The organism is Enterococcus pseudoavium NBRC 100491, assembly GCF_001544295.1.
Lineage (GTDB): Bacteria > Bacillota > Bacilli > Lactobacillales > Enterococcaceae > Enterococcus_A > Enterococcus_A pseudoavium.
Genome location: NZ_BCQF01000019.1, coordinates 1 through 25360, shown reverse-complemented (window position 1 = coordinate 25360; position 25360 = coordinate 1). Strand labels below are relative to the sequence as shown.

Below are 25360 nucleotides of genomic sequence, written 5' to 3'. Positions count from 1 at the left end.
TGGATTGTCATGAAGGGGCTTTTCTCGTATAGTTTAGGGAAGGAGTGATAGCAATGATCGAGTTAATAGGTGTGACGAAAGTCTACGGAGAAAAAAAGGCGCTGAATAATTTGAGCTTAACGATTAAAGCCGGCACGATTTTTGGCTTTTTAGGACATAATGGGGCCGGCAAATCGACAACGATTAAAAGTTTGGTCAGTATTCTTGAGCCGACAAGCGGTGAAATATTATTTGATGGGAAAAATCTGAAGGCGGATCGTTTAGCAATCAAGAAAAAGATTGCTTATGTGCCGGATTCTCCCGATCTGTTTTTACAATTGACTGCGAATGAATACTGGGATTTGATTTCAGCGGCTTATGAACTTCAGTCGCAAGAGCAACGTCGGCAAGAATTGATTGAATTGTTTGATTTAGTAGGGCATGAAGACGAGACGTTAGAAAGTTTTTCTCATGGGATGCGGCAAAAAACGATTATTATTGGCGCGCTACTGCCTGATCCGGATATTTGGATCTTAGATGAGCCACTGCAAGGGCTAGATCCGCAGGCGGCCTTTGACCTCAAGGAAATGATCAAGCGTCATGCTGAAAAGGGCAAAACGGTGATTTTTTCGACCCACGTGCTAGATACCGCTCAGCAGTTGTGTGATGAGCTGGCGATCTTGAAACAGGGCGAGTTGATTTACAACGGCTCGGTGACAGCTTTACTGCAAGATCATCCTAATGAATCTTTAGAAGGTGTTTACCTTAAAATGGCCGGACGTCAAGCGGATGATGACTTGATAGCCGAGATTGAGGGTGAGCAGCATGAATAGTGCCATCATAAAACGTTTGATCGCGGTAAATATGTTGTATGTCAATCCTTCTGCGACGAACCAAATTCGTAAAAAAGGTCGTAAGGGTAAAAAAGTAATTCGCGGCATCCTCCAGCAATATTTGATGTCTGGAGTGGTTTTCTTAGTCATCTATGGTCTGGCAATGGTGATGATCGATTTTGCAAAATTGCCCGGCTATTTTACTTATTATATGGCGCTGTTTGGTTTAATCGGCTTTTCTCAATCACTATCGGCCATTTTTAACGTCTTTTTCGAGAGCAAAGATTTACAAGATTATCTGCCGCTACCAATTAAACAAGGGGAGGTTTTTGTTGCCAAATTCCTAGCTGTGGGCATGACGATCGTCCCGTTTTTATTGCCCCTGTTGATTCTCTTCTTTTTGACCGCCGTAAAAAGCGGTTATGGAATTATTTTGGCAGTGATCGGTGCCATTTTACTATTTTTAATCTTTTTCAGCTTGTTGTTCAGTTTTTGTAGTTTGATCGTTTTTGGGATGACCAAAACCAAGCTCTTTCGTCAGCACAAAAAACTATTTACTAGTTTAATGTTAGGCTTTTCGATGGTCGTTTCAGTCGGTGGGATTTTAGCCATCAATTTTTCACAAAATTCAGTGGATCATGGGACCGAGATAGTCGATCGCCATGCTTTTCGCATTTTTTTGCCATTCTATCAAGTAATGCATGAATTATTGACCATCAGAGGTTTGGTGCCACTGCTAGGGCTCTTGCTTTTAACCGGCCTGTTCTTGTTAGCTCTCCGCTTTTTCGTAGTCCCTAGCTTATATGAACAATTCAGTGATGAGGGCTCGCGAACGGTTGCGACGAAACGTAAACGAAAAAACAATCAATCCTTGAAAAAGCAATTAGCCAGCTATAATCACCAATTACTGAAGAATCCGAATTTGATCATGCAAGTTTTGACCTCTTCTTTGGTGATGCCGATCGTTTTACTAGGAACGCTAGTGACGACTAATCCGGTTGACTTAGCCAGCTTATCAACAAAATTCATGGGCGTCTTTTTCGTCTGCGGCCTGGTTTTTGCTTGTCTTATGCTCAACCAAACGTCCTTTATCAGTAATATTATCTCATTGGATCGCGAGAACTTCGCCTTTATCCAATCGTTGCCGTTGTCATTAGCAAACTATCTTCGTCAAAAATTTTGGGTGGGATGTCAGCTTCAACTGCTGATCGCTGGCGGTGTCGGGACTATTATTGCGCTAGTCTTGCATTTGCCCTTGAGTCTGTTGTTTTCATTGGTGGCGGGAATTTTATGGGGCACTTATTTGCTGTCCTTGCATTTCTTCAGCCGAGATTATCGTTTGTTGAATGTCACATGGACCAATGTCAGTCAGCTTTTCACCCGCGGCATCGGGAATTATGGTTTGATGCTGTGGATGTTCGGGACCCTTTTTATCGGTGTGCTCTTGATTACGTTGTATGTGATCGGAGTGATGATGAATCTCAATCCGCTTTTATTAAACGGCGGAGTCATGTTGTGGCTAGCAATCTTGTCCGGTGCATGGTTGTTTATCAACCGAAATAATTTCTGGCGCAAATTAAACGATTAATTAAGCAAAAGAGTCTCGCAATGAGATTCTTTTTTTTTACAAAAAGAAGTTTACATAAAACAATTATGGAAGGTAAAATTGGCTAAAACATTAAATTATCGACGCTTTTTAATTGTTGATTGATGGAATAAAAATGGCATTTTGCTAAAAATTTTTAAATCATTCTCTTAATTTTATGGGCCTTCAAGCTAGCCGAAGCAGCTTTCTGCGTTTTAACAACGGAAGATCGCTGTATTTTTTTAATTTTAAATAAATATTTCGAATAGAAGGACAGCGCTTTCTATTTATAACAAGGGAGAAATGAAGAGTGATATAACAGTGATTTCAAGTCGTTTGCAAAATTGATAAAAAAACGATTTTGAAAAAATGTGGATAAAATGTTGGATTATAGTTATTTTATCATTTGTTGATAAGGGATTATGAGAAGCGATTGAGCAATTAGTAGCAACAATTGTCTGAAAATTTTGGAAAGGGGAACATCTTGCACTCTGTGTTTTTTCAAGGTAAAGTTACATTTAGGGTTTTCTAGTTTGTAATGAATTCTTGCTCAATGAATAACTAATTGAAGATTTTGAATAATTACTGACAAAAAAAACCCGAGATAAAATTAAATAGGAGTGATTTCAATGTCCAAAGCAGAAAAAGGCATGACGCTTGGTGCTTTAGTCATGATGATCTTTACCTCAGTATTTGGGTTCGCTAATGGACCAGTGGCCTTTTACTTGATGGGGTATGGCTCAATCGTCTTTTATGTCGTAGCTGCGATTCTATTTTTCATCCCATTTGCGCTGATGATGGCTGAATTTGGTTCAACGATCAAAGGTGAAAACAGCGGGATGTACAAATGGTTGGAAGTCAGCGTAGGACCACGTTTCGCATTTATCGGAACATTCATGTGGTTTGCATCTTACGTTGTCTGGATGGTTTCTACCTCATCTAAAGTTTGGATTCCTTTCACAACGGCTTTTGCCGGAAGTGACCAAACGCAAAAATTAGGAATGTTTGGTTTAAACTCCACTCAAATGGTTGGTCTTTTAGCCTGTGTGTGGATGATCATCGTAACTTTAGTCTCAATCAAAGGGGTTAAAGGAATTGTTAAGATCACAAGTCTTGGTGGTCTTGCGGTAACTAGTTTAAACGTTGTTTTAATCGTGATTTCAGGTATTATTTTGGTTGCCAATGGCGGACATTTAGCTCAACCATTCGACCACATTTTAAATTCTCCAAATCCTAGTTACCAAAGCCCAATCGGTTTGTTAGGTTTCGCGGTATTCGCAATCTTTGCTTACGGCGGACTAGAAGCTGTTGGTGGGATGGTTGATAAAACACGTAATCCAGAAAAAACGTTCCCTAAAGCGGTCGTTCTTTCTGCCTTGATTATTTCAGTTGGTTACGCATTAGGAATCTTCCTATGGGGCGTAAGTACTAACTGGGAAAGTGTTCTATCAGGCGATACAACAAACTTAGGTAACATTTCTTACGTAATGATGAACAACTTAGGGGTTGAATTTGGTAAAGGCATCGGCCTAAGCCAAGCAGCTGCTATCAGTATGGGTAACTGGTTTGCTCGTTACACTGGTCTAGGTATGTTCTTAGCTTACAGTGGTGCCTTCTTTACATTAACGTATTCTCCACTGAAAACGTTGATCATGGGAACACCGAAAAAATTATGGCCTAAGAAATTTACTGAACTAAACGAAAATGGCATGCCAAGCTATGCAATGTGGGCACAATGTGCAATCGTTGTAGCGATTATCTTGATTGCTTCTTTTGCTACTCCAGATCCATCTGCGTTCTATAACATTTTGACTTTGATGGCAAACGTGTCAATGACCTTACCTTACTTGTTCTTGATTTATGCATTCCCTAAATTCAAGAAAAAAGAAGGTTTGGATCGTCCTTTCGAAGTGTACAAATCTCATGGCGTGACAATGGCTATCAGTGTTGTTGTCTTCCTATTAGTATTAGGTGCTAACGTCTTCACGATCTTCCAACCGATCATCGAAGGTGCTGGCGTACGTGATACACTTTGGATGATCGCAGGTCCAGTTGGCTTTACAGTTGTTGGTTTTATTCTTTACCAAAACTATGTGCGTCGTTCAAAAGCTTAATAAAAACTGCCTCAGCGAAATTTCGCTGGGGCTTTTCTTTTGTTTTGTATTAAGGTAAGCTTTGATTTAACAGGCTTTTCGGGCTGATAAAGACTTTTGACAAGGCAAAAATGGCCGATGACAAAGAGTTTTGCTAGTGGGAATCGGTGGGTTGTCTTATGGTGAGGATGAAGGAGCGGATGAAATGGATTTAAGCAAACAGATCAAACGATTACGCGAAGAGGCGGGATTTTCCCAAGAGGAATTAGCGGAAAAAATCTATGTTTCCCGACAGACGATTTCGAATTGGGAGAACGAACGGAGCTATCCGGATATCCATAATCTGTTATTGCTGAGTGTACTTTTTGACGTGACTTTAGACGAACTGGTCAAAGGAGACGTGGAAACGATGAAAAGAAGGATCAAAAACGATGCGATGGATAAGTATAGCTGGATCATGTTAGGGACGATTGGTGCAGCAGCGCTATCATTCGGCCCAGCCTGGAAATTTTTTGGCAACAGAGGCTTAGTGATTCCATTTATTTTATGGGCAATCGGAATGTGGGCGTCAATCAAGATCGAGCAAATCAAAAAAGAAAAAAATATCAAGACCTACAAAGAGATCGTTGCCTATATGGAAGGCGAGGATGTAGAGCAACAGCGCCATAGACGAAACTTTGGGAAAGACCTACTCACTAAAACGGGGATGGTCCTAGCCTTTACCGCGCTAGTCGTAGTAGTTACATTGCTCAGTATGTGGGTAAGTGGGATATTGTAACGAGATAAAACTAATTTTAAAAAGACCACTCTGTTTTTGACAGAGGTGGCTTTTTTTTAGAGTCTAAATAATTTTTCGGCATTTTGATAAGCAATCTGTTCTTTCAATGCTTCATCAATTGGGTAGTCTGTTAAGTATGTTCTAGTATTATCCCGCAGAACATAAGGATAATCTAACGACCAAAGTAGATGATCGGCTGCAAGCTCACTCAAACAAAGTTGGAAAGGAGCATCGTAAAACATCCCACTAGGAAAGTAGACATGATTGCGGTAATAATCCGCAAAATTGTTTTTCAGTCCGGTCAATTGAGGCGGTAAATTTTCATCCAAACGTTCCAAAAAGAAAGGAACCAGTTCACCGAAGTGACCAGAAATAATTTTTAAATTGGGGTAGTGATCGAAAAGTCCGGACAGGATCAAGCGGATGACATGAATACCAGTATCTGCATGCCAACCAAATCCGTGACCAGCTAGCACTGTTGTAACTGCCGGCGACCAAGCACCTTGATAATAATGTTCAGTAATTAGGGGGTTAACTTCCCCCGGATGTAATGCGATCGGGACATCCAACTCTGTTGCTTTAGCGAAAATTGGACAATATTTCTGATCATCAAAAAATTCGCCGTTAAAAGTTCCTGTCAACTGGGCGCCCCTTAACCCTAGTTCAGTCACGGCTCTTTCTAGCTCTTTCACCGCAGCAGGAACATCGGCGACCGGCAATGAAGCTAAGCCGTAAAAACGTCCCGGATACTGGGCGCATTTCTCGGCCAATTCATCGTTGGCTTGCCGACAAAGGGGAATCGCAAATTCTGCCGGCAGGTCCATTGGATTATTATTGCCGTAGCTGATTACTTGAACGTCGATTCCCTGTTGATCCATAAAGGCTAAGCGTGTGGGACCAATCTCGGTAATTCTGGGGTCTTTTGCGATGAAATCGGCGATAAAATTTGCTTTTGCTTTTTCCTCAGGGGTCGCATTTTGCGTTTTGACCTGAGTGTATGCTTGATTGACTGTCGGTGAAATAAAGTGTTCTTCAATAGTAATTAGTTTCATTTTGGTTCCTCCTAACCAATCTTTCTTTGATCAATTCGGCGACTGTTCAAAAACCAATAGCGATGATAATCACCCGTTAGAGCGGTGAAGGGGATACTAGCGCTACCTTGTTGCGCTAAGGCAGCTTCTAAATAATTTTTCAAGACCCAAGGATCTTCAAGGCGACTAACATCAAGGTTCAAAGTCGCGGCAATCACCGCGGGAGTCGTCTCCAGGTCGGTTGCGATCTGTTCTAAACTCAGACCACTCCGTTTAAAATTTGCTTGGAATTCTTCTTTAGTATGTTGTATTTGTTGTGGGCTTAAGGACATAATATCCGCTTCTTTCTTTTAAAATAAATAGTTGTATTTTTAACTGTTTTTAGCATACGCTGATTGGAAAAAGTTGTCAAATAAATAGTTGTGATTTAAACTATTGATAAAGAAAAGAGGGAGTCCATGATTTCGCAGAGAAAAGATCTAGCTGAAAAAATCTATCAGATCGGTATCTTACAGCAAAACTTTGTACTTGAAAAATTACGAGCTGTGCAACTAAACAGTTTACAAGCCCATAGCTTGAATTATATTTCTAAGCATCCAGCAACGATTCAACGGGATTTGGCGAGGTATTTAGGCAAGCAGCAGGCGACGGTCACGAATATTTTGAAAGTGTTAGAGGGAAAAGGATTCATTTATCGTGAGATTCCTAAAGCCAATGAGCGCCAGAAAAATATCTATCTGACAGCTGAAGGGGAAAAAATGGTTCTGCAAGTCCAAGCGATCTTTGAAGATTTAGGTGAGCAAGTTGATAAAGCTTTTTCAAGTGAAGAAAAGCAGCAATTTCAAACGTTTTTAAAGCGAGTAGAGGAACAATTAACGTAGCTAAATGTAGCTACGTTTTTTTGTAGGATAAGCGTATGCAAGCAGAACTGAAAATTTCTAATTCTTTTTCAAATTATAAGTCAATTAATTAAAAATTAGTCTTTTATCATTTACAAACATCTGTTATAATTGTCATCACATCTTAAAGCGAAAATGCTAGTTCTCTTTTTCACAATCAATCTGTGAATGAAGCTGTTCAGCTGAAACCAGTTTAACAGCTAGGGAGGTGTTGGCTTGAAGATCGGGCTGGCTTTCTATAGAAAAGTCCAGCCAAATATAAAGAAGGAGCGAATGAGTATGACGATTTACAATTTTTCCGCAGGACCTGCAGTATTACCGAAAGCTGTGCTGGAGATCGCACAGTCCGAAATGCTTGATTACAAAAATAGCGGCATGTCGGTGATGGAGCTGAGTCACCGTTCCTCCTTATTTGAAGAGATCATTCAAGCTGCAGAAAGCTTATTACGTGAACTAATGGCGATCCCTGATAATTACAAAGTCTTGTTTTTACAAGGCGGAGCGAGCTTGCAATTTACGATGGTTCCTTTGAACTTGGCACAGGGGAAAAAAGCCTTATACGTGAATACTGGTTCATGGTCGAAAAAAGCCATCAGTGCCGCTAAAGCGTTATCTGATGTGGAGGTTGAAGTGATTGCCTCTAGCGAAGACCAAAACTTTACCTATATCCCTGAAATTCCAACAGCTGTCGATCAAACAGCTGCTTATGTGCATATTACGACCAATAACACGATTGAAGGAACTGCCTATTCCAAGATTCCAAACTTTGGTCAAGTTCCCGTCGTAGCAGATATGTCTTCAAATATTTTGGCCAATGATTATAAAGTGGAAGATTTTGGTGTGATCTACGCGGGGGCGCAAAAAAATATCGGCCCAGCAGGACTTACGGTCGTGATCATTCGGGAAGATTTACTAAACAAAGAAGCGATTTTTGCGCCAATGTTGGACTATGCGTTACAAGCCAAAAATAATTCATTGTATAATACTCCACCGACTTATGCGATCTATATCGCTAAGCTCGTTTTTGAATGGGTCAAAGCTCAAGGTGGTGTGGCCGGAATTACCGCTAAGGATCAAGCCAAAGCTCAATTATTATATGATGCGATTGAAAAATCACAGCTATTTAGTAGTCCCGTTGAAAAAGCGAGTCGTTCAATCACTAACATTCCTTTCGTCACCGGTGATGAAGCCTTGGATAAAGCCTTCAATCAAGCAGCTTTAGCAGCAGGCTTTGAAAACTTAAAAGGCCACCGTTCTGTTGGTGGTATGCGGGCCAGTCTATACAATGCTTTTCCGTTAGAAGGGGTCGAGGCTTTAGTTACTTTCATGGAAAAATTTGAAAAAGAGAACGGAGGAAATTAGATGTTCCAAATCAAAACCTTCAACGCGATTGCTCCAGAGGGCATGGCGCGTTTTGATCAAGAAGATTATCGTATCAATGAAAGCGAAGAACCGGATGGTATTATCTTACGTAGTCAAAAACTGCATGATTACGAATTTCCTCAATCAGTTTTAGCGGTTGCACGGGCAGGCGCAGGGACGAACAACATTCCGGTTAAACAATGTACAGAGCAAGGCATTGTAGTTTTCAATACACCCGGAGCCAACGCCAATGCCGTGAAAGAATTGGTGGTTGGTAGTTTGATTTTGGCCGTGCGTCCAATGGTTCAAGGGATTGAATGGGTCCAAACGTTAAAGGGAGCCAATGTCGATGAACAAGCGGAAGCGCAAAAGGCGCAATTTGCGGGAACTGAATTAGAAGGGAAAAAGCTCGGGGTGATTGGACTCGGTTCAATCGGTGCGATGGTAGCCAACGATGCCTATCGTTTAGGCATGGAAGTGATCGGTTACGATCCGTATGTTTCGGTGGATACGGCATGGAGTATCTCACGCCGGGTCAAACGCGCAAAGGATCTGAAGGAAGTTTTGACGAATTGCGATTTTGTGACCATTCATGTGCCGTTGACGGAACAGACCCGTCATTTGATCGGTGCAGAGGAATTGAGCCAAATGAAGCAGACCGCTCATTTAATGAACTTTGCCAGAGGCGAGATCGTCGATACGGATGCGGTAGTGAAGGCGATTAATGAAGAACGGATCGCCGGTTTTACCACCGATTTTGCGGAAGAGAAACTGTTGCATCATGAGAAAATCACGGTGTTACCGCATTTAGGTGCTTCAACTGAAGAAGCCGAAGTCAATTGTGCCAAAATGGCCGCTCGCGGCTTGAAACGTTTCCTGGAAACAGGTGTGATCAAACGTTCGGTCAATTTTCCTAATGTTGAAATGGCCTTCGAATCGCCTTATCGCATTACTATCATCAATCGCAATATTCCGAATATGTTAGGCTTGATTGCTTCAGAAATCGCCGCGTTAGAGGTCAATATCGACAATATGGTCAATCGTGGGAAAGATGAGCATGCCTATACTTTGGTAGATGTCTCAGAAACGGATTCTGCTAAAATTGCTGCGATTACCCAACAGTTGAGTAAGAAAGAAGGAGTTATTCGGGTTCGGGCCATCAAGCGGAATGAGGAGTGTGAATTTTAATGGTGCAAGTGCATCCTTTTAAAGGAATTCGTCCGGCAGAAGACTTGGCAGCCAAAGTGGCGGCACTCCCTTACGATGTGGTGAATTCCCAAGAAGCCAAAGCCTTGGCAGCGGATAATCCTTATAGTTATTTTCACATCGACAAAGCGGAAATTGATCTGCCGACTGATCTTTCCCCTTATGACGAAAAAGTTTATCAAAAAGCTGCTGCAAATTTAGCAGATTTTTTAGCCAAAGGTTGGTTGTTTAAAGAAACTGAAGCCTATTTTTATTTGTATGAATTGGTAATGGAGGGGCGTAGCCAGACAGGGATTGTGGCTTGTACCTCGATCCAAGATTATCTTGATGAAAAAATCAAAAAACATGAATTCACACGCCATGAAAAAGAAATCGATCGGATGAATCATATCCGGACCTGCGATGCGAATACTAGTCCGATTTTCTTGACCTATCGTCCCCAGACAGAAATACAAACCATCATCAAAGATTGGCAACAAGCACACCAGCCGGTTTATGATTTTACCAGCTATCATGATGTGACCCATCGTGTTTGGGTAATCGATCAAAGCGCTACGATTGAACAGTTAGCTGCCTTATTTACTGAGGTGGAGGCGTTGTACATCGCCGATGGCCATCACCGAACAGAATCAGCGGTGAAAATTGGGTTAGAAAAACGGCAAGCCGGTGCAGAAAATCCTGAGACGGAACAATTCTTGTCGATTATTTTCCCAGAAGATGAATTAGCAATCTGGGAATACAATCGGGTGTTGAAAGAGGAGCCGCCAGTTGATTTTATGGCGCGCTTGGCTGAAAATTATCAAGTGACCAAAACCGGTGTCAAAAAACCAGTTAAAGCCGGTGATTGCCAATTATATGATGGCACTGCTTGGTATACCTTGAGCATCAAGCCTGAGAAAGTTCCCAATGATCCAGTGGAGAAACTCGATGTGGCTTTGCTGCAAAAATATGTGCTGGAAGATATTTTCGCGATCAAGGACATTCGTACCGATCAACGGATTGATTTTGTCGGCGGGATTCGCGGTACCGAGGAGCTAGAAAAATTAGTCGATTCCGGCGAATGGAAATTAGCCTTCTCGATGTTCCCAACCCAAATGACAGATTTATTGGATGTCGCCGATGCCCAGAAAATCATGCCACCGAAATCAACTTGGTTTGAACCAAAATTATTGAGCGGTTTGTTCTTACATGATTTAGAAACAAAATAAACCAGAAAAGAAAGGCCCTTCAAGTGTAAGCAATACGCACTTGAAGGGCCTTTTTATTTAAGTCGCAGTGGGAAATCCTTGAGTCTCAAAACAAAAGAATGTTTAATTAGATCGTATGCGAAGTGAAAATCGGATCATTTTTCTGATTTTAGAAAAATGAATTCCTTCTGATGAAGGAGTTGCGAGTCTAATTTTTAGCAGTTAGTAAACATTGAAGTCACAGACGATGATTTTGAGTCTCTAAGCAAAAGAACTGTTTAATTAGATCGTATGCGAAGTGAAAATCGGATCATTTTTCTGATTTTAGAAAAATGAATTCCTTCTGATGAAGGAGTTGCGAGTCTAATTTTTAGCAGTTAGTAAGCGTTGGAGTCGCAGACGATGATTTTGAGTCTCAAAACAATAGAACTGTTTAATTAGATCGTATGCGAAGTGAAAATCAGCTCATTTTTCTGATTTTAGAAAAATGAATTCCTTCTGATGAAGGAGTCCGGTATAATGGTATCATCTCTTGGAGGAAGTGACGTCATGATTGAAAATCTTTTACACCCGGCAGTTTTACTGTCAAACGTAGTGGTTTGTTTAGTGACTTTTTTGGTAACACGCTGGGCAATTACCCGTAAGAAAAAGCCACAGCCACCTCAAAAAATTGTACAAGTGCCGGAACGAACCGCAGACGGACCAGCAGTTTTAGCAGCCTCACTGGCTACGCTACAATCCTATAAAAATAATTTGCAGAAGTACGGCTATGCCTACTTTCAGGAAACAACACCGTTTGTTATTCAACAACTTCAGGCGGAGGCGGCTAGTTTGGTCCCTTCTGAAGCGAACCAGCCGATTTTTGAATTACTACAACTGAATTACGAAAAGTTGGCGGCCTTTCAAGGACAGGACGTTTCAGATACGAAAAAACTCGAGCTGGAAGTGTTGAATCATGTCAACAAAACAATCATTACTTGGCGGAATTTTCTGAAGGAAAGTAGGTAAGTAGATGGGAAAAGCGACCGCAGAGGAAGTCTATCAACTTTTGGCTGACTGGGCAATTCCTTATGAGAAAGTAGAGCATCAGGCCGTTTTTACTGTTGCCGAAATCGATTTTACGATCGATGGCAGTGACGTGAAGAATTTATTGCTGAAGGGGAAAAAGAGTAAAAAGTATTATTTTGTGATTTGTCCTGGACAAAAGCGTTTAGATATTAAGGCGTTGGCAAAGGGGTTGAATGAAAGACATCTATCTTTTGCCTCTGAAGCAGTATTGTTTGATTTGTTAGGCTTAACGAAGGGATCGGTGACACCGTTAGCCTTGCCCCACGATACAGAACATCAGATCACGCTGGTTATCGATGAAGCAATTGATCGAACACAAAAAATTGGCTTTCATCCTAATACCAACACAGCCACATTGGTGATCGCCTTTAGTGACTTTCAAAGATTTTTAACCAAATTAGGGATTGAACCGCATTATCTACCAATCCCAGAAAAACAGCGGGAAGCCTAAGCTTCCCGCTGTTTTTTTAATGGATATGCAAACGACGGCGGATGCCATCTACTCGTGGTCCTAATAATTTATCAGCCATTCGGCTCTTCAAGGCTATGAGGACATAAGTGAAGCCCCCCAAAGCTGCTACGATCAAAATAATGATCATCGATTGAACTTTTGAATCCGGGCTTAAAATCAGCTCGCTACCGAATCTCGCAACCCAAGCAACTAGCCCCATAATGAGTGACATAAGGGTAACTTTTGCAATCGCTGCGACGGTTTCTCGCAAAGGGAACCGCGTGATGACATGGATACGGTCCAGTAAAAATAGATTGGCGACTAAGAATCCTACGAAGGTCGCAATCAAAGGACCATAGGCTTCGAATAAAAACGTCAAAGGAAACTGTGTGACGAGCTTAACGAAGATCCCGACTGCTAAAAACCAGACAGCTTGCATGTTACCGTCCAAACCTTGCAGCATCGTGGAGCTGACCATGAACAAGCCCATCATGATTCCCACCACACAAGAAGCGGCGAGTAATTGAGCACCAAGGGGATTTGGCCAATAGAACAAGGTATTCAGCGGATAAGCCAAAACGATCATCCCGACTGTAGCCGGCATCATGACAAAAAATAGTAATTGGATATTATTGCTGACTAATTTCGCTAAACCGGCCTGATCATTTTTCGTGAAGCGCTCAGTAATCAGCGGTAAACCAGCCGTAGCCATGGCGGTTCCTAGAGCAATCACCACCATCGTCAATTTATCCGGGTTAGCAGAGATCAAGGCGAATAAATCGGCGTTTTTCGCAGCCGAGTAATCGGTCACGATCGACATGATTTTTTCAAAAGAATATTGATCGATCAATTTGAAAATACTGATGGCACTGCCGACGATGATAAACGGAATCGCCTGTTGGATCATCTGTAAGACTAATTGGCGGCCAGAGAAACTGATCTGATTGTTACTTTCTTTAATCAACTCTCGAAATGCAGTCCGTTCTTTCAGCAAGGAGATTAACAAAACGGCCATCGCAAAGGCGACCCCGATAAACGCAGCAAAGGTCGAATGAACAACGGCGGTCTTATAGCTGCCGTTGTTCATTTGCATGATGATGTAGGCCGAAGCCAGCATGTAGCAAACGCGAGCGATTTGTTCAATGATCTGGGAAATCGCGTAAGGTTTCATGTTGTTGTTCCCTTGGAAGAAGCCACGGATCACACTCATCGCTGGGAAGATCAGCAAAACGACACTCAAGGAACGCATCACCGGAACGAGATCGGCATTTCCTTGTGATAAGTAGGGCGCACCTAAAAACATGATTGCCGCAAAAATCACGCCACCGATCGTCATCAGTCGCATCGTGTAGAACAATAGTTTTTTACTTAACCCGTATTCATTCATGGAATTGTAACGGGCCGTTTGTTTAGCAACTGCTGCGGGAATCCCGGCAGTCGAGATCATGAGAAACAGCGCATAGACATTATAGCCTTTGGTGTATAAATAATTGGCTTCTAAGCCGTGGGGCTGCATCCAAGCAATCCAAGGAATGACGTAAACAGCACCTAATAAACGAGAAAAAATATTTCCCACCGTCAGCCAAGCCGTACTTTGAACCATTTTTTCTTGGGCGCTGGCTTGTTTTTTAGGTTCCGCAGCTGCTTGCGGGGCCGCATTTGTCACTGGCGGAGTTTGCTTTTGCCGGACATTTTTAGCCGGTTTGGCTACTTCGCTATGATAACGGGTCATCCGTGAAGATGTTTTGGGCAACTCGTCTTTGTATTGATTTTCTTCAGTCATATAAACCAACTTTCTGCAACAGTGTCTTCCATATTTTACCCGTTCTTCCCCTGACTTACAATCTTGTCTAAGAATCTTTAAGATTTAGGAATGAACGTGTCGATCTGGTTGGCAAAACTTTCAAGATTACGGGTTTGGATATAGACTGTTCCGCGACCGTGGAATTCATTGACGACGCCTTCACCAGTCTTGAAGCCAAAGGTACCAGAAGCAACCCGAATATTATAATCTAATGAACTAGTCCAGGCAATCACGTGTTGATTATCGATAATTACAGGGGATTGACCGTCTAATTCGATTTTTTCAATATCACCAAAGGCCGAGACTAAAATTTGGCCGCTGCCGGTAGTTTCCATCACAAATAATCCGCCGGTGCCGCCTAAGAGTGCCCCAGAAAGTTTTTGCCGTTTCATTTGGTAATTGACCGTTTCTTCACTGGCTAGAAAAGCGCCCGTGTTCAATCGCCAATGTTCGGCCCCCACCTCTAGAGCAAAAATTTTCCCTGGTACAGCCGGTGCAATGGCGATGACGGCACCATCGGAATGGGCCGTAGCCGTGCTGACAAAGAAACTTTCACCGCTAGTGACCGAGCGACCCAGCGCGCTTAAAGCTCCGCCTAAGCCTTTTTTTCCATTGGTATTCATATGTCCTTCTAATTCGATTTCACCTAATTGATAGACCATTGCACCGGGTTCGATCCGGATTTGTTCGTCTCTTTTTAAAGTCACTTTAGCAATTGGTGCAAAGGTACTGTCTGACAATTCGTAATTCATAATAAAACCCCTTTCAAGGATAGTTGCTAAAATTATATCATTTTCGATTTCTTTACGGTAAGATTTTGATAAGATTATTAAAAGGAAAAAAGGAGGAGAAGCGATGGAAATTCTAGCTTTTGAAAAAGTGCAGTTTATACGCCAGCAAACAGTATTGCTCCAAGACCTCAATTGGCGGATTCAAGCGGGGGAGGATTGGGTTGTTCTAGGTTTAAACGGTGCGGGTAAGAGTCTGATGCTAAATATGATTTCTGGCAATCTGTGGCCTTCCAGCGGAAAATTGACCGTTTTAGGTGAGCTTTTTGGGCGGACCTCGATTCCGGATCTAACGAAACGAATCGGCTGGGTGAGTCAATCGTTGCAGGAACGAATTTTGCGCCAAGAGCGGGCAGAATATATTGTCTTATCAGGAAAATTTGCTAGTATCGGGATTTATCAAAATTACTCGGAAGCAGAATTGGCAGAAGCCTGCCAAATCCTGTCTTCTTTGGGTGGGGAAAAACTGATCGGCAAAGTCTATCAAGTCTTGTCTCAAGGGGAAAAGCAACTGGTCTTAATCGCCCGCGCCTTGATGGCAAAACCCGAATTACTGATTTTAGATGAACCTTGTAATGGGTTAGACTTATTCGCCCGTGAAGAACTCTTAACTCGCATCAAAAAGCTGAAACAAACTGCCGATGCGCCGAGCCTGTTATATGTGACCCATCATACCGAAGAGATTTTACCAGAATTCACCCACGTTTTGATGATTCGTGACGGTAAAATATTTAAACAAGGCAAAAGAAACGAATTGTTACAGGAGCAAGTATTGAACGATTTTTATCAACGGCCGATCGCACTGCATGCGATGGGGGAAGAACGGCTGATGGTGATCCCTAAATCCTAAAAGTGAGGAGCACGTAGCTTTTTGAATGATGTCCTAACAAAGGAACTCCGCTGCAAAGGCAGCGGAGTTCCTTTGTTAGCGTAGGCTTGTTTCAGGGATTTCAGCTAAATAATGAGCAGCAGATTGGATGAGAGCGCTCATTTTCCGGCGATCAAAAGGGGAGGCTAAATGGGCTGAAGCGACCGTTTCTAAGAACGTCTGGTTTCCGCCAATCTGACAAATTGTTAAATAATCTTGCCAAGTTGTGGGATCTTTTTCAACGATGCTGCGTTGCCAAAATTGCAGTGCACAGACTTGTGCCAGCGTATAGTCGATATAATAAAAGGGCACTTCAAAAATATGACCTTGCCGATACCAATAAGTTCCTCGTTCCAAGATAGCGGAGTCTTGATAATTTCGTTCGGGACAATAGCGCTGTTCTAATTCCCGCCAGCAATTTTTTCGCTGGGTAGGGCTCCATTCGGGATGCAGATAGACTTCTTCTTGAAAATGGTCCACTAGTGCGCCATAAGGCAAAAATTGCAGCGCACTGCTTAAATGGGCCAATTTATATTGTTCACTTTTGGTGCCAAAAAAATGTTCCATCCAAGGCCAAGTCAAAAATTCCATACTCATGGAATGGATCTCAGCGGTATCTGACGTTGGGAAAATCAATTCCGGTTCTTTGATCCAACGAGAGGAATAACTTTGGAATGCGTGACCGGTTTCGTGAGTCAAAACGTCAACATCGTCTAAAGTCCCATTGAAATTCGCAAAAATGAAGGGCATTTCGACTTCATCGATAAATTCACAATACCCCCCGCTTTGTTTTCCGGGACGGCTGAGTAGGTCCATCAGTTCTTGATCGATCATTTGATCAAAAAATGTGCCCGTTTCACTGGAAAGCTCATGATACATGTTTTGAGCACTCCGCACTAAAGTTTCTGCATCTGCTTGCGGACGCGGATTCCCTTGCGGAAAGACTAGTGGCAAATCATAATGCTGCAACTCTTCGACGCCTAGTCGTTGTTGTTGCCGTTGATAGAGTACTTGATTGATGGGCACGACTTCTTCGGCGATAAATTGGCGGTAAGCTTTGAGCTGTTGCCGATCATAGCTCCAGCGATTCATTAATCGGTCGCCATATTCCACATAATTATTAAAGCCAAGTTTCAGCGCTTGCTGATGCCGCAACTTGATGAGTTGATCATAAAGCGTATCAAATTTTTCTTCATTGGCGGCAAAAAAGCTTTCATAAAGTTCGTGGACTTCTTTCCGGATTTTTCGATCGGGATCACTGAAGAAGCCTGCTAATTCCGCCAGCGTGCGTTTTTTGCCTTGAAATTCTAATTTGGCCGAAGCGATGAGCTGTGTATAGTGGCTGACAAGTTCATTTTCCTGCTGCTTAAGAGCGATCACGTCAGGGGATAACAGGCGTAATTGATCGGCGGCAAAAAGAAACAACGTTTTTGGGAAATCTTGCTCTAATTGCAAACGAAAAGGGGAGTCCAGCAAACTTTGGTAGAACTGATTATGGATTTGATCAACGAGTGGTTCATGCTGGTCCCAAAAATCGTTTTCTTGTAAATAAAAGGGATCTTTAGTATTGATTGAATGGCGAATATAGGCCAGTTTCATATTTTTAGCCATATTTGCGCGCATTTGATTGAGTCTTTCCAAGGCCGCTTTGGCAGTCGGGTAATCCGGTGCAGTCGCAAACTGCTGATTGGTTTGTTGGAAGCGCGTTTCATAAGTCTCTAAATCGGGGCGTTGATAAATAATATCAGAAAAAAGCATGACAAACCTCCTAAAATACAGAATCACTTTATTATAACAAAAAAACCTGCCAGCGTTGGGCTGACAGGCTCTTCCTGTTTATTATGAATTCATCATTAATTCTTCGTTTAAGATCTCATCAATAGGTGTATAGTCCATTGATAAATCTTTAGCAACGGCATCGATCGTAAGTTTGCCGTTGAAGGTGTTGACTCCGCGACGAAGAGCTAAATTGTTTTTCAAAATTTCTTCTAGCGGATTGTTTGCTAATAAGTTAGCGTAAGCCATCGTGCTGTTGCTTAGTGCATAAGTAGCAGTTTGTGGAACAGCCCCCGGCATATTAGCGACTGCGTAATGAACGACGCCTTCTTTGATATAGGTTGGTGCATCATGGGTGGTTACGCGATCTTCTGTTTCAAAGATTCCGCCTTGGTCAATCGCAACATCGACGATCACGCCATGATCGGGCATATTGGCAACCATTTCTTTTGTTACAAGTGTTGGCGCTTTGTGTCCCGGAATCAAGACCGCACCGATTACTAAGTCAGCATTCTTTAAGCTTTCTTGAATATTGAAGGAATTTGACATCATGGTTTGGGCAGTGTTGCCGAAGATAATGTCTAATTCTTTCAAACGAGGGACGCTCACATCAAGAATCGTTACGTTTGCCCCTAGACCAACGGCTAATTTCGCCGCGTTCAAACCAACGACACCGCCACCGATGACAACGACATTGCCGCGACGAACCCCTGGAACACCAGAAAGTAAGATTCCTTTACCGCCATTGACCCGTTCTAAGAAGTTGGCGCCAATTTGGGCAGCCATCCGACCAGCGATTTCACTCATTGGTGCTAGTAATGGCAAGGTATTATCGGCTGGCTGAACATTTTCATAAGCGATCGCATTGACACCGCTGTTGATTAGGGCTTCAGTCAGTGGTTTGTTTGCTGCTAGATGTAAATAAGTGAATAATAATAATCCTTTACGGAAATATTGGTATTCTTCAGGAAGTGGTTCTTTGACTTTCATAACCATTTCGGCTGACCAAGCTTCTGCTGCAGTTTCAACCAGCGTAGCGCCAGCTTCGATATACTCTTCGTCTGAAATGGCAGACCCTTTACCAGCATCTTTTTCAACTAGTACTTGATGACCACGATTGGTTAAATCAAATACACCTGATGGGGGTAAAGCAACACGGTTTTCATTGTTTTTGATTTCTTTTGGGATTCCAATAATCATTCGACACACTCCTAATCCTGTTTAATATGTCCGAATTTTCACACTGAAAATTCGCGGGGCGTCATTCGTATCCCTAGTTTTAATCGAAAGAAAATCAACTAAAGCCAAGTTTACTCTTTGACTATCGTTCACGAAATGAATTCGCTTACAAGGTAATTGTACAAGACTTTGCGACAATTTCAAATAAGAATTTGCAAAGTTTTCCAGTTTGCTGAATGACCTTGACCAAATGAAACCCTTTGCATATTTTAATTTTCGATCCGCTTGCTCTAGGAGTGTTAAAAAGCCAATTTTTTTTATAATAATAAATAAAATATTTGCGCAATTGGCGATTACTGGAGATAATAAGGCAAGGATAATAAGGAGCGAACGCACGATGTCAGAAAATCAACGAATCGATCAATTAAAAGAACAAGTCAGTTTCTTAGAAGCGCGTTTGACGCGTTATGAGGATCTCTTAAACGGCACCACATTAAGCCGGATCTTATTTGGGGGCGGCCGCAGGGCAAAACTTAGCCTGATTGAGATTTTGATTGCCTTGGTCGTCTTGATATATACATTCATTCGCATAAATCATAATATGCTTTTCGGTATAATCGTGATTTTAGCGTTAGTCGTCATTTTGTTTTCGGCGCTACAATTAAATGTGATCCGGAAAAAGAATGGAAAAGAAAAATACCAACGTATGATTGATAGCTTAACGGCTGAGAAAACTTCGATGGATAAAGAGTTGGCGCGCTTAACCGCTGCCAAAAAACAGGTATGACCCAATTAGGTCATACCTGTTTTTTTAAAAGCAACTACTGAATCAGATGCTTTGTAGCTGCAACAATCTTTTTTAGTTGGAAAAGTTGCGGTTATTTTGCTTGTTGGTTTGATCAACTAGTTGCTGGATCTTACTTAAAGACTGAATGCTGGGACACAGCTCGACGGCGATGATGGGAGTGCGGCAATTAGGAACATCAAAAGTCGAGGTACTGATCACAATATCGTGCTCTTCAAAAACTTCTAAGTAGCTTTTATTATGTAATTGCTTAACGTTGATTTGTTGGATAGTGTAGTTTCCTCTAAGGGAAAAACGTAAAAGTTCAATCAATAAGCTTTCCTGCATTTTAGAATCGGTTGAAACGATTAGCAGACTGACATTTTTTTCGGATTGCTTCATATCGTTCAAACAGCTAGGGATCGTGGCGATGATTTGATAAACATAATTATCGACAAACTCTGGTGAACCAAAGAGCTGATATTCTTCGGTAAATTCAATCACTAAGTTGCGCAGCTGATGGACACAATGGGCATGAAAGTTTTCTAAAAGGCGCAGACAATCTTGTTTTCGATCCCGCAAGACTCCGATGATTTCTTTGGTTTTGGCATGAAAAAGGTGCTGATTAATCAAGGTCGTTGTCAACAGATCTTTTTGCTGGGGACTTAAAGGCTTTTTGAGCATCAGACTGAGTTTTTCGGTTAATTCATAATGGGTCTCATAATGATAGGCGATGGAATAATTAGTTTTCAAAACCTGTCTTTTTTGTTCCTCGCCTAACAAGAACATGTCGGAATATAACAGCCAAAAGCTATCTTTCATAACATCTTCTGAATATAGCAACCCTAATTCTTTGCGTAAAAAGGTGCTAAACGGAGTGGTCGCTCTTTGACTTGGTGGAACGAGGCTCGTCGAATTTAGCGTTCGTGAGGTTACACGATGACCTTTTGAAATCCGGACCAAGCTGATGAAAAAACATAGGGAGAGGCGCTGGTATTGCGCCAGTGAAACGGATAAATGATTGTTTTCAATCATGGAAAGAACCACTGCATCCCCCAGCTGAAAGAACTTTGAGCTAAAGCGGGTGTTTTCACGAGCCACTTTTTTTTCCGAGAAATATAAGAAAAACAAATGACGAATGGCCGTTTCATTTCCCGTTAAGCGAAAAGGGCGCCGCAAGATCGTCAGTTTCCAACAGCTCAAGGCTTCCTGTAGATCTTTCATCACTGTCTGGGCAGTCGTCAGACTACAAAATAATTTTTGGGAAAGTTCGGCTAGACTGGAGCATTCTTCAAATAGAATGGCTTCCAATAATTTGAAAGCCGTGGAACGGTTCAATAAGTTTGAAAAGAACACATCGATTGTCGCGTTGTCCTTTTGCTCTAAACGGTACAAGCTGTTTTCACGAATGATCTTGTAATAATCACTCTGAAGGTTGATGGCCCGAATATCATTCAACAGCGCCGGTGGCGTACAGTGGATGATGTGTGCCAATTCCTCACTGGAGCGGGCATGTTCAGAATAATAGAGGGTTTCGATAAGCTGCAGTTGACGCTGGCTATCTCGTTTAAGTAGTCGGCGTAAGTTCATTGGATCGTTCCTTTCGGGGAGAGATGGGGTCAAATTGATTGATAAATTGCTGGATCCGCTCAAAGTCCTTAGTTGTCGGATAAGCATTAATCGCAATCAATGGACAAGCTGAAACTAGTTCAGCCATTGTAATATTTGTGATAATCAAGTCGTATTGCTGCGTTAGGCTGGCTAACTGACCTTGTAAAATAAAAGGTGTCTCAAAATACTCATAGTCCACCGCGCCTTTAATGTATGCCGGAAAGATCGAATGCCAGAAGCGTTCATGGGTCGTGGAGGTATCTGATAATAAGAGCACCTTGATCGGTCGTTGGGCATCGACTAAGCGTTGCAATAGATTGTTGATGGTAATGATTAAGCGACTGATATAAAGGGAGACTAAGGTACTCGACTGTTTGGGAAATAAAAAGTCGCTAACGACCTTTTCTAACTTTTTCAGTTCACGGCTGTATTTTTTATCGATTAAATTCAGCATGATCGCGTCTGTTTCTTGAATGATCTCCATGGAATGTTTTTGCGGAGCATGGTTGGATAGTTCATTCCCCAACAACCGCAATGTTTCGAGCATTTCGGCTTGCGAAAGCGGCTCGGCCAGCAGATGACTAACTTTTTCCAGTAAAAATCGATGTGTTTCGTAGAAGACGGCCAGCTGTTTATTTATTTTACAAGCGTAAGCCTGTTGCTGCTGATTTAAGATCAGTTGATGAGAAAATAGTGGCCATAGACACTCTCTTAGTTGGTAGTCATCAAAAACTAAGCCAGACTCCCGCCGAATCAAATGAGCCAAACGGCTAAGCTCAGAGACCCCAGGAATGTGCAAGCCGCTTTCTAGGAAGTTTATTTTCAGAGAATGGCCTTGTTTTTGCCGCTGCAGGCCAATCAGGAAACTGTGCATCAATTGGAAGTGAACAGTTAAATTATTAGTGACTTGATTCGTTACTAAAATGCGGCGGATCAGCTGATCAACGCTCTCGACCAAGTCCTTGGAGAAACCATATTCGGCAAAGGAAAGGCGTGATTCACGAAAGAATAAATAGTAGAAATGGCGAATCGCCGCTTCATCACCAATCATGCGTAAAGGGCGGTGACAGACCCAGATTCCCCAGCCATCCATGGTATTTTTGATGGCTGTCAAATAGCGCTGCATATTGGAAAAACTGCAGTTTAAACGCTCGGCTGCCGGTTGAATCCCGCGACTTTTTTCAAAGAAAAGGCTCTCGATAATTTGAAATTCGAGGCTGCTACGTAAAATGTAAGAATACACTACATCGATTGTGGCATGAAAGTCAAAGTCGATGGAATAAAGTCCTTTCGTCTTCGTGATTCTAAACGGCAGTTGCTCCTCATTTAGAAAGTTAACATCACCGATCAACGCCGGCAATGAACAATTCAGCCGTTCCATCAGTTGTTCTGAAGACAACCATTCTTTGGCGTAATATAATTCTTCTATTAATCGTAAGCGTCTAGTTGTTTCTTGTTTCATGAGCCCTCTAAGATTCATCAATAAAACCCCTCGAATGATTTTTTTATTTAATATAATGTCCGAAAGGGGCTAAAACAAGCTAAGATATCTTAATTATCGACTATTTTTGTTATTTAACTAGTGGTCAATAAGAATTATTCTAATTTAGAATACCAATTTAATCAATTAAAAGACAACTTTTTTTTATAAATATATGAATTATTTTTTTATTTTTTTATTTATAAAAAATAAAAAAATAAAAAACCAGAAAAAAAGAAAAAAGAGAGTTAACGGTTGCCTTTCTAAGCAATAACGAATAAAATTGTCTTTGGAATACATTAAAAAGATAGTGGAGGCTATACATTATGATCAATAAACAAAGCTTAGTTGAACAAGTAGCAGAAAAAACGGGATTAACAAAGAAAGACGCAGCATCTGCTGTAGATGCATTATTTGAAGGCATCCAATCATCATTACAAGCTGGCGAAAAAGTTCAAGTAATCGGCTTTGGAAATTTTGAAGTCCGTGAACGTGCAGCCCGCAAAGGCCGTAACCCGCAAACAGGCGAAGAAATTACGATTGCAGCTAGCAAATCTCCAGCTTTTAAAGCCGGCAAACAGTTAAAAGACGCAGTTAAATAAACCGTCATTAAGAAATTGAGGATAGCTCAGAGCGGATTAAGCGGACTATCCATTTCAAACTGGACAACTAGCAGACGAGTACGATGGACATTCAGTCGTACTCGTCTTTTTTTTTCGAGAAAATAACCCGGAAACTATAAAAAAAAGCTTAAAAAAAGTTTGTGAATTAAATTTTTCTTGTGTCTTTTGCTGAAAAAGAGTATATCTTAAAACAGTGAAAAATTTGGAGGAATCAGATGTTTAATTTTCTGCCACATTCAGTTTTGCAGATGGGGACGATTTTTCTATCAATCGTAATCGAAGCCATTCCTTTCGTTTTATTAGGTTGTATTATTTCAGGAGCGTTGCAAGTTTTTTTAACGCCCGAGCGTGTCCAAAAAATCTTACCTAAAAATAAATTTTTAGCCATTTTAGTCGGGTCTTTTTTAGGCTTCTTTTTTCCTTCTTGCGAATGCGGGATCGTGCCGATCGTGACCCAATTCATGCGTAAAGGAGTCCCGGAACATACGGCCTTTGCCTTCATGGTGACTGCGCCGATCATTAATCCGATCGTGTTGTTCGCGACTTATATCGCCTTTGGCAACAGTTTCAAATTCGCTTTTTTACGGGCCTTGGGTAGCTTGATCGTTGCTTTGATCATCGGTTCATGGATCGCTTATTTCAACCGCAGCCCGATCCTGAAAGCAGAATTACACGAGCATGACGAGCACCATCACGGAGAGCAGGAGAAAAAATCATTTAAAAGCAATGTCTGGTCCGTCCTAGTTCATGGGATCGATGAATTCTTTGATACCGGCCGTTACTTGATTATCGGGGCATTGATTGCCAGCGGGATGCAGGTTTTCTTGCCAACGCAATTCATGTTACAGCTGACATCATCTAAACTGATCGGTATTTTAGTCATGTTGGTTTTAGCGTTTACTATGTCGCTTTGTTCTGAAGCCGATGCTTTTGTCGGTTCTTCGCTATTGAGTTTATTTGGTACCAATGCGATCGTAGCCTTTCTAGTTTTTGGCCCAATGGTGGATATCAAAAACTTGATGATGATGAAACACAGTTTTCATGGGAAATTTATCGTGCAGCTGATTGCTTTGATTAGTGTCATCGTAACAGTTTATGCATTAGTGATTTAAGAAGGAGGGCCGTCAATGATTCGTTTTTTAATTTTGTCCGGTTATTTTGAATTGATGATGTATCTGCAAGTTTCAGGCAAACTGGACCAGTACATCAACGTCCATTATCGGTACCTAGTCTTTCTGACGATGGGACTGTCGCTATTACTGGCTTTGGTGCAACTGCGGATTTGGGCGAATAGTGAGCAAAAAGATCAAGCCGCTACGGAACATCATGGGCATGATCATGGTCTAACTAAGCCATATCAACGAGGGATTGCTTATCTGTTATTGGTGTTGCCGTTAGTTGTCGGAACGTTATTTCCCACCATCAGCCTAGATACTACGATCGTTGAAGCAAAAGGGTTTAGTTTTCCCGTCAGCAAAGAGTCCGTTGGTGATCCTGAAATGAACACCCAATACTTAAAACCAGATACGAGTATTTATTACAATAAAAGCGATTATAATGAACAGATGACCAAATTGATGAGTAAATATGAGTCCGATCAAAAACTAGAAGTAACGGATGAAAATTACTTAGAAGTGATGGAGCTGATCTATAATTATCCCAACTCTTTTGTAGGTAAAAAAATTGCCTTCAATGGCTTTGTCTACGAGACGCAAAAAGACCAGCAAAAATATGATTTTCTTTTCCGTTTTGGGATCATTCACTGTGTTGCAGACTCAGGTGTCTTCGGGTTAATGACCAAATTACCGGCCAATTTAACCGTCAAAAATAATCAGTGGCTTCATGTGGAGGGGACGATTACCTTAGATTTCTTTGAACCTTTCCAGCGTCAGATCCCAACCGTGGCGGTGACAAACGCGCAAACGGTTAGTGCCCCAAAAAATCAATACGTCTATCGCGCATTTTAATAATAGAA

General features: G+C 41.7%; 23 protein-coding genes. 15 read left to right on the top strand and 8 right to left on the bottom strand.

From position 1 onward, the window contains the following. Positions 1–53: 53 nt before the first annotated feature. From EP1_RS09520 to EP1_RS09505, 4 genes are all read left to right on the top strand, one after another. On the top strand, positions 54–812 hold the full coding sequence (locus EP1_RS09520; RefSeq protein ID WP_067626820.1) for an ABC transporter ATP-binding protein: 759 nt from the start codon (positions 54–56) through the stop codon (positions 810–812). Next, a complete protein-coding gene (locus EP1_RS09515) occupies positions 805–2400 on the top strand; it encodes an ABC transporter (RefSeq protein WP_067626818.1) in 1596 nt (531 codons plus the stop codon). Before EP1_RS09520 ends, EP1_RS09515 begins: the two co-directional genes overlap by 8 nt. 626 nt (positions 2401–3026) lie before the next feature. Further along, positions 3027–4511 (top strand): glutamate/gamma-aminobutyrate family transporter YjeM, encoded by a 1485-nt coding sequence (gene yjeM, locus EP1_RS09510; protein ID WP_067626816.1) that lies wholly within the window; start codon positions 3027–3029, stop codon positions 4509–4511. A gap of 184 nt (positions 4512–4695) precedes the next feature. After that, the gene (locus EP1_RS09505; RefSeq protein WP_067626888.1) at positions 4696–5268 is read left to right on the top strand and encodes a helix-turn-helix domain-containing protein; all 573 of its coding nucleotides are present in this window, start codon (positions 4696–4698) and stop codon (positions 5266–5268) included. Positions 5269–5324: 56 nt separating this feature from the next. Here EP1_RS09505 and EP1_RS09500 read toward each other — a convergent pair whose 3' ends face one another. Both EP1_RS09500 and EP1_RS09495 read right to left on the bottom strand, forming a co-directional pair. Then, positions 5325–6320 (bottom strand): amidohydrolase family protein, encoded by a 996-nt coding sequence (locus EP1_RS09500; RefSeq protein WP_067626814.1) that lies wholly within the window; start codon positions 6318–6320, stop codon positions 5325–5327. A gap of 11 nt (positions 6321–6331) precedes the next feature. After that, positions 6332–6631: a DUF2316 family protein gene (locus EP1_RS09495; RefSeq protein ID WP_067626812.1), complete on the bottom strand. Its 300-nt coding sequence runs from the start codon at positions 6629–6631 to the stop codon at positions 6332–6334. A 126-nt stretch (positions 6632–6757) separates the two neighbouring features. Between EP1_RS09495 and EP1_RS09490 the strand changes: the two genes are divergently transcribed. The 6 genes from EP1_RS09490 to EP1_RS09465 all read left to right on the top strand — a co-directional run bounded on the left by EP1_RS09490 (position 6758) and on the right by EP1_RS09465 (position 12472). Further along, positions 6758–7180, top strand: a complete 423-nt coding sequence (locus EP1_RS09490; RefSeq protein WP_067626810.1) for a MarR family winged helix-turn-helix transcriptional regulator — start codon at positions 6758–6760, stop codon at positions 7178–7180. A 297-nt stretch (positions 7181–7477) separates the two neighbouring features. After that, positions 7478–8560 carry a 3-phosphoserine/phosphohydroxythreonine transaminase gene (gene serC, locus EP1_RS09485; protein ID WP_067626808.1) on the top strand — a complete coding sequence of 361 codons (1083 nt, stop codon included), beginning with the start codon at positions 7478–7480 and terminating at the stop codon, positions 8558–8560. After that, positions 8561–9748, top strand: a complete 1188-nt coding sequence (locus tag EP1_RS09480; protein ID WP_067626806.1) for a 3-phosphoglycerate dehydrogenase family protein — start codon at positions 8561–8563, stop codon at positions 9746–9748. Next, entirely contained in the window at positions 9748–10974 is a 1227-nt protein-coding gene (locus EP1_RS09475) for a DUF1015 domain-containing protein (protein ID WP_067626804.1), read from the top strand. Before EP1_RS09480 ends, EP1_RS09475 begins: the two co-directional genes overlap by 1 nt. A 528-nt stretch (positions 10975–11502) precedes the next feature. Continuing rightward, on the top strand, positions 11503–11961 hold the full coding sequence (locus EP1_RS09470) for a hypothetical protein (RefSeq protein WP_067626802.1): 459 nt from the start codon (positions 11503–11505) through the stop codon (positions 11959–11961). Positions 11962–11965: 4 nt separating this feature from the next. Continuing rightward, the gene (locus EP1_RS09465; RefSeq protein WP_067626800.1) at positions 11966–12472 is read left to right on the top strand and encodes a YbaK/EbsC family protein; all 507 of its coding nucleotides are present in this window, start codon (positions 11966–11968) and stop codon (positions 12470–12472) included. 16 nt (positions 12473–12488) lie between these two features. Here the strand turns inward: EP1_RS09465 and EP1_RS09460 are convergent, their stop codons facing one another. Both EP1_RS09460 and EP1_RS09455 read right to left on the bottom strand, forming a co-directional pair. Beyond that, positions 12489–14075 (bottom strand): putative polysaccharide biosynthesis protein, encoded by a 1587-nt coding sequence (locus tag EP1_RS09460; RefSeq protein WP_067626886.1) that lies wholly within the window; start codon positions 14073–14075, stop codon positions 12489–12491. 257 nt (positions 14076–14332) lie between these two features. Next, positions 14333–15028 carry a TIGR00266 family protein gene (locus tag EP1_RS09455; RefSeq protein ID WP_067626798.1) on the bottom strand — a complete coding sequence of 232 codons (696 nt, stop codon included), beginning with the start codon at positions 15026–15028 and terminating at the stop codon, positions 14333–14335. A 103-nt stretch (positions 15029–15131) separates the two neighbouring features. Here EP1_RS09455 and EP1_RS09450 point away from each other — a divergent pair, with 103 nt between their 5' ends. Then, positions 15132–15914 (top strand): ABC transporter ATP-binding protein, encoded by a 783-nt coding sequence (locus tag EP1_RS09450; protein ID WP_067626796.1) that lies wholly within the window; start codon positions 15132–15134, stop codon positions 15912–15914. 75 nt (positions 15915–15989) lie between these two features. Here the strand turns inward: EP1_RS09450 and EP1_RS09445 are convergent, their stop codons facing one another. Beyond that, entirely contained in the window at positions 15990–17690 is a 1701-nt protein-coding gene (locus EP1_RS09445; RefSeq protein WP_067626794.1) for a M3 family oligoendopeptidase, read from the bottom strand. 81 nt (positions 17691–17771) lie between these two features. Continuing rightward, positions 17772–18908: an alanine dehydrogenase gene (gene ald, locus EP1_RS09440; RefSeq protein WP_067626792.1), complete on the bottom strand. Its 1137-nt coding sequence runs from the start codon at positions 18906–18908 to the stop codon at positions 17772–17774. Positions 18909–19284: 376 nt separating this feature from the next. Here ald and EP1_RS09435 point away from each other — a divergent pair, with 376 nt between their 5' ends. After that, on the top strand, positions 19285–19674 hold the full coding sequence (locus EP1_RS09435) for a hypothetical protein (RefSeq protein WP_067626790.1): 390 nt from the start codon (positions 19285–19287) through the stop codon (positions 19672–19674). A gap of 72 nt (positions 19675–19746) precedes the next feature. Here the strand turns inward: EP1_RS09435 and EP1_RS09430 are convergent, their stop codons facing one another. Both EP1_RS09430 and EP1_RS09425 read right to left on the bottom strand, forming a co-directional pair. Next, positions 19747–21261 (bottom strand): AcpB/EbpR/MafR family transcriptional regulator, encoded by a 1515-nt coding sequence (locus tag EP1_RS09430; RefSeq protein ID WP_067626788.1) that lies wholly within the window; start codon positions 21259–21261, stop codon positions 19747–19749. Next, on the bottom strand, positions 21239–22744 hold the full coding sequence (locus EP1_RS09425; RefSeq protein WP_245630603.1) for an AcpB/EbpR/MafR family transcriptional regulator: 1506 nt from the start codon (positions 22742–22744) through the stop codon (positions 21239–21241). Before EP1_RS09425 ends, EP1_RS09430 begins: the two co-directional genes overlap by 23 nt. A gap of 344 nt (positions 22745–23088) precedes the next feature. On the opposite strand from EP1_RS09425, the gene hbs reads away from it, so the two are divergent. The 3 genes from hbs to EP1_RS09410 all read left to right on the top strand — a co-directional run bounded on the left by hbs (position 23089) and on the right by EP1_RS09410 (position 25352). Continuing rightward, positions 23089–23364, top strand: a complete 276-nt coding sequence (gene hbs / locus EP1_RS09420; RefSeq protein ID WP_067626784.1) for a non-specific DNA-binding protein Hbs — start codon at positions 23089–23091, stop codon at positions 23362–23364. A 236-nt stretch (positions 23365–23600) separates the two neighbouring features. Beyond that, on the top strand, positions 23601–24497 hold the full coding sequence (locus EP1_RS09415; RefSeq protein ID WP_067626782.1) for a permease: 897 nt from the start codon (positions 23601–23603) through the stop codon (positions 24495–24497). Between the two features lie 15 nt (positions 24498–24512). Then, positions 24513–25352: a TIGR03943 family putative permease subunit gene (locus tag EP1_RS09410; protein WP_067626780.1), complete on the top strand. Its 840-nt coding sequence runs from the start codon at positions 24513–24515 to the stop codon at positions 25350–25352. Positions 25353–25360 lie beyond the last annotated feature (8 nt).